This is a genomic window from Halorubrum sp. SD612, from assembly GCF_002135005.1.
The window spans coordinates 1-5,429 of the sequence record NZ_NEWI01000157.1 but is presented as its reverse complement, the minus strand read 5'-3'; the positions used below and the strand labels follow the sequence as shown (position 1 = coordinate 5,429).

The window sequence follows — 5,429 nt, the reverse complement described above, 5'->3', positions numbered from 1 at the left end:
TGTGGTTGTCGGAGGCGCCGCGGCCCTTCAGGATCGTCGAGGGGTACAGCATCGTCGCCTTCGACCCCATCGACCCCGAAATCCACTCCATGCGCCCGCCCTTCTCGGCGATGGCGCGCTTCGTGTTGAGGTTGTACGTGTTCTTCGACCAGTTCTGGACGGTCGAGTACTGGACGTGGGCGTCCTCGCCCACGAACACTTCGACGCCGCCCGAGTGGAGGTTGAACGCCGAGTACTTCGGCGCGGAACAGCCCTCGATGTAGTGGACCTCGGAGCCCTCCTCGGCGATGATGAGCGTGTGCTCGAACTGACCCATCCCCTCGGAGTTCATCCGGAAGTACGCCTGGACTGGCATCTCCACGGTGGTGTTTTCGGGGATGTAGACGAACGAGCCGCCCGACCAGATGGCGCCGTGAAGCGCCGCGAACTTGTTGTCGCTCGGGGGGACGCACTTCGTCATGAAGTGCTCGCGGACGAGTTCTTCGTGCTCCTGGACGGCCTTGTCCATGTCACAGAAGATGACGCCCTTCTCCTCCCACCGCTCCTGCATGTTCTGGTAGACGATCTCCGACTCGTACTGCGCGCCGACACCGGAGAGCGCGTTCTTCTCGGCCTCCGGGATGCCCAGCTTGTCGAAGGTGTCCTTGATGTCGTCCGGGAGCTCGGTCCAGTCGTCGACGCCGGCACGAACGTCCACGTCCGGCCGAATGTAGGGAACGATCTCGTCGACGTCGACCTCGCTCAGGTCGGGCTGTCCGGGCCAGTCGGTCGGCATCGGCATCTCCTGGAACTGTTCGAGCGCGCGCAGGCGCCGCTCCAGCATCCACTCCGGCTCGTCTTTGTCCTCCGAGATGACGCGGACCGTCTCCTCGGTGAGGCCCTTCTCGCTTTTGAATGCGGAGTTCTCCTCCTTCTTGAACTCGAAGCGGGCCTCGGTGTTCGTCTCTTTGAGGTCGTCTTGTTTTGAACTCATCAAAGTATTCTTCAGAGACTACGAATATAAGCGTGGTGTGCTGGAACACTCTTTAGTAACTTATAATGGTTTCTTTAACGAAAATGTATAACTTTGTGTAGTTTAATTCGGTTTCTCTCGTTGGTAGAATTTAATATGTGGCGAGAGGGATATTCCGTAGGAACGGTATCACCCTCACTCGTCGGCGAGAACGACTCGACAGCACTCGATCGCCGCTTCGATGTGGCGGTCGGCGACGGCGTCGTTCGTTTCCTCGGCCGACTCGAGCAGTGTGGCAACTTGGCGGACCCGTTTCCGTCTGGTTTGCGTGCCAATACCGTCACTGGTAGCATCGCGGGCGACGGCTTCGGCCTCTCCGAGCCATCGGTTCGTCGCTGGCGGTACCGGGCGATCTGCGGTCGCAGTTAGATGGGTCGCCAGTGCGTCGACCGCGGCCTCTGGCTCGGTTGGAATATCTATTTCGTCGGTCATCGTTGGCGTATCGGCAGCCACTGTGAAGAACTGTTGCCTCGAGCTACATTCGAGATGCTTGAGAACGTTTCCAGCTGAGCGCGGCCCCTGGCTGGCTCAAAGAGATCTAGGGTCGCAACGTCCCGGCGCCCGAGGGTCGGCCAAAGGCAGAGATAGTCGGAGATACTGGGCAAGCCGCAGACTCAGTGGAAGTCGAATCCCTCTCACAGTAGGGAACCATCCAGACGATTCGCCTCGCGCGTGATCACGCCACCGGACGCTCCGACTCGAATCGGGCGTCGAAGGCTTCGTACGAGGACACGCGGTTTTTCGGTTACAAACGTTCGTGGGAATCGTTCGGTTGCGAAGCCGCGCAGGGGAGCGACCCGCTTCCAACACCGGCGGGGTGAAGCGTATAGCCCACGTGGAAGTGCTAATCTCCGCGTCGTCAAACAGTTCGATCCCGAGCCTCGTGAACGATTTCAATGAGACAACGGATCGCTTGCTGTCTGTCGTCGCCTCTGGAGCACCCTATCCTCCGGAACTGTGGCGCTTCGCGACTCGTATTCTGTATAGCGAAATATAATATATTCGTCGCGTCTGCGACGGGAACGCGTCGGATTGGAGCCGACGGAATCCGCCGCGACCCAGCAAACTCCGGAATAATTACCCCCGGCGCTGCCACAGCCACGACCATGACCGACTCCGACTGGGGCGACTGGCTGCCGCGCGCGGTGGCGGACGCCGACCCCGACACGGTGGCGCTGTGGTACTTGGGCTGCAACGGCTTCGCGATCAAGGGGAGCGAGGGAACCGTCCTCTGGATCGATCCGTACGTCGGCACGGGCGACCCGCCGCGCACGATACGGATGGTCCCGGTCCCCTTCGACCCCGCCGACGTCGACGTCGCGGACGCCGTGCTCGCCACCCACGAGCACACGGACCACGTCCACGGTCCCTCGCAGGCGCCGATACTGGAGAACACCGACGCCGACCTCGTCGCGCCCGACGACTCGCTCGCCGTCGCGCGCGAGGAGGAGCGGTGGACCGAGGAGTACGCGGTGAGCGAGGCGGCCTTCACCGAGGTGACGGAGGGCGACGAGCTGCGGATCGGCGAGTTCACGGTTCACGTCGTGGAAACGCACGACGCCGACGCCACCCACCCGGTGGGGTACGTGATCGAACACGACGCCGGAACGGTGTTCCACGCCGGCGACAGCAAGCCCTCGCCGTCGTTCACCGCCCTCGCCGAGCGGTTCGACATCGATCTCGGGGTCCTCGCGTTCGGCTCCGAGGGCACGGTTCCCGACAAGGAGACGGGCGAGCCGGTACAGACGAAGTGGTACAGCGACGAGAACGAGATCGCGAGGGCCGCGAACGACCTCGGACTCGACCGGCTGGTGCCGACCCACTGGGACATGTGGAAGGGGCTGACCGCCGACCCGACCGCGCTCCACGACCACGTGCGGAGCTACGAGTCACCGAACCGGCTGGAGATAGTCGAGATCGGCGATCGGATCGACCTGTAAATGGGAGTCGAGCGGCCGTTTTCGCGGTGTTTCGGTTATCAACCACGAAACGCGGCCCGTGGAATTTAAGCCCCTGCTCCGGGACGTGCGGATATGAGCGAACGGACGGCGGAGGCGGCCACGACCGTCGACGAGGACGGCATCCGCGTCGAGAAATCCTTCACGGACGACGCGTTCCCGGTGCCCGCGGTGATGTACACTCTCTCCTCGCACCGCGAGGACCCTGTGCGGGTGCGTATCGTCGACCGGATCCCGGAGTCGTTCCCGATGGACCGAGTGGGCTTTCACCCGGAGTACGAGAGCGAGAACTGGACGGCGTACAAGGACCACCGCGTGGAGTTCGAACGGGTGATCGACCCCGACGAGAGCGTCGAGACGGTGTTCGGGATCCGCGACGACGACCCCGATCTCGACGGGTTCCTCGGGACCCCGGTGATCGAACACGTGCCGGTCGGCGAGGAGATCGAAGACGTCCTCGGCGCCGGTGACACGGACGCGGTGCGCGAGGTGCTCTCCGGGGACCGCGCGACGCTCCCCGGCATGGCTGAAGACGACGAGCTGCTCCCGGACGACCCGGGCGAGGAACGCGCCGAGGCGCCCGAATCCCGAGAGAGCGACGCTGAGCCGACCGGGGCACCGGAGGCCGGCGCCGAGACGGAAGCCGACGCGGACGCCGAACGCGTCGACGAGCCGGACTCCGCCGCCCCCGAACCGCGGCCCGTCGAGGAGGGCACGGCCGCCGTAACGGCGCACGAGGGGGAGCCCGTCGACGCAGCGGCGGAAGACGAGTCCGAGCCGGAGGGCGAAGCCGAACCCACGGCCGACAACGCGTCCGAGGAATCGCCCGAGACCGAGGCAGTGGACGCTGAAGAGTCCCTCGGCGGCGAGGAAGGGGAAGCAGAGACGGACGTTACAGCGGCCGACGAGGGCGACGAGACCGCGAGGCTGCCGGGCGAGGGCGGTCTCGCGGCGGCGCTGGCGGCGGAGATACGCAGCGGCGCGGCCGACGAGGAGGACATCGCGACCATCGAGGACGCGTTCGAGGCCGACGTGCCGCGCAGCGTCGACGTGCGGATCGCCCGGCTTCAGTCGAGCGTGGCCGACATCGAGGCGTACGCCGACGCGCTCGCGGAGTTCATCGACGGCGAGGGCACGGCGCGGGAGATCCTCGACGGGATCGACGAGCGCGTCGACGCCGTCGAGTCCGAGGTCGACGCCCTCGACGAGCGCCTCGACGAGGCGGACGGAGAGCGGGAAGCGATCGAGGAGGACGTCGCGCGCGTCGACACCGAGGTCGACTCCGCAGCTGACGCGGTCGATGCCGTCGAGGACCGGGTCGACGCGGTCGAAAGCGACGTAGGGACCGTCGAAGACGACGTTCGGGCGGTCGAGGACGAGGTCACGGCCGTCGACGAGTCCGTCGAGTCGGTTCGAGACGCCGTCTCGGCGGTCGAGACCGACGTCGACGACCTCGCCGCCGACGTGGACCGGGTCGAGGGGGAGGCCGACGCGGTCGCGGAGACGGTCGACGACCTCGGCGACGACGTGGAGACGCTGTACGAGGAGGTCGACAGGGCGGCCGAGCGCGCCGAAAACGCCGAGGAAACCGCCGAAAGCGCGGAGGACCGAGCCGCCGACGCCGCGGAGCGCGTCGGCGACGTCGAGTCCGGGCTCGACCGCTTCGACGAGGAGTTCGACGACCTGTGGGACGACCTCGCGGAGGTCGACTCGCGGCTCACCGACGTCGAGGACAGACTCGGCGAGGACCTCGACGACGTCGAGGACAGACTCGGCGAGGACCTCGACGACGTCGAGTCCGAGATCGAGGAGATCAACGACCACCTCGACGAGCTCGACGAGTTCCGGACCAGGCTCAACGAGGCTTTCGGTCCCTAAATCGGCCGTTCTCGACGCTACGCCGCAACCGTGGGCCTGTGCGGTCGCGTTCTACCGCGCCGGTTCAAAAACGCAACCCGTTTCACGCGCCCGGACGCAGATCGCTCAATGACAGATCCGGTACCGGTCGCCGTCCCCCGTAAGGGACGCCCGCTCGAAGCGGTGTTAGAGCGGGTCGCGGCCGTCGCGGACGGCGACCGCCTCGACCGGCTCGCCGACGGCGTGAGCAACACGCTCCGGTACGAGAAGGCCGTCACGAAAGGGTCCGTCGACGCCGACGCGGGCCCCTACGAGCGGCTCGCGGAGTACTCCGACCCGGCGACCCCGGCCGAGCCCGAGTTCACGCTGCTGCGCGACGACCGGAACGGCAAGCCGCGTCGGATCGTCTTCGACGCCGCGACGGTCGATCTGGGCGGCGTAACGGTCAAACTCGTCGGCCGCGAGGAGCCGTTCCGGCCGCCCCGCACCCACGAGTTCGCGCTCGGATTCGACTCAGCCGACATAGTCTTAGAGCAGGCGGTCGGGATCACAGAAACGGGGCTCGGAAACATCGCCGCCATCAGCCACCGCCCCGACCCGCC

4 protein-coding genes and 2 pseudogenes are annotated in these 5,429 nt (G+C 65.9%); 4 read left to right on the top strand and 2 right to left on the bottom strand.

The window, feature by feature from the left end; all coding sequences use genetic code 11:
* On the bottom strand, nt 1–973 hold a 973-nt coding region (sufB, locus tag B9G38_RS13920), incomplete at its 3' end, for a Fe-S cluster assembly protein SufB (RefSeq protein WP_086220757.1).
* A gap of 174 nt (nt 974–1,147) precedes the next feature.
* Complete coding sequence (locus B9G38_RS13915) at nt 1,148–1,444, bottom strand: hypothetical protein (RefSeq protein WP_086220756.1); 297 nt, start codon at nt 1,442–1,444, stop codon at nt 1,148–1,150.
* A 113-nt stretch (nt 1,445–1,557) separates the two neighbouring features.
* On the opposite strand from B9G38_RS13915, the pseudogene B9G38_RS18830 reads away from it, so the two are divergent.
* The 4 genes and pseudogenes from B9G38_RS18830 to B9G38_RS13900 all read left to right on the top strand — a co-directional run.
* Nucleotides 1,558–1,958 (top strand): annotated as a pseudogene (locus tag B9G38_RS18830) (transposase); the annotation flags it as partial.
* 160 nt (nt 1,959–2,118) lie between these two features.
* A complete protein-coding gene (locus tag B9G38_RS13910) occupies nt 2,119–2,952 on the top strand; it encodes an MBL fold metallo-hydrolase (protein WP_086220755.1) in 834 nt (277 codons plus the stop codon).
* Between the two features lie 93 nt (nt 2,953–3,045).
* Nucleotides 3,046–4,848, top strand: a complete 1,803-nt coding sequence (locus B9G38_RS13905; protein WP_086220754.1) for an alanine-zipper protein — start codon at nt 3,046–3,048, stop codon at nt 4,846–4,848.
* A 108-nt stretch (nt 4,849–4,956) separates the two neighbouring features.
* Nucleotides 4,957–5,429: pseudogene (locus tag B9G38_RS13900) on the top strand (hypothetical protein); the annotation flags it as partial.

What these genes read in the sequence shown, in the direction of transcription:
- B9G38_RS13915 (WP_086220756.1), bottom strand. Translation starts at nt 1,444, where the DNA reads ATGACCGACGAAATAGATATTCCAACCGAGCCAGAGGCCGCGGTCGAC.
- B9G38_RS13910 (WP_086220755.1), top strand. Translation starts at nt 2,119, where the DNA reads ATGACCGACTCCGACTGGGGCGACTGGCTGCCGCGCGCGGTGGCGGAC.
- B9G38_RS13905 (WP_086220754.1), top strand. Translation starts at nt 3,046, where the DNA reads ATGAGCGAACGGACGGCGGAGGCGGCCACGACCGTCGACGAGGACGGC.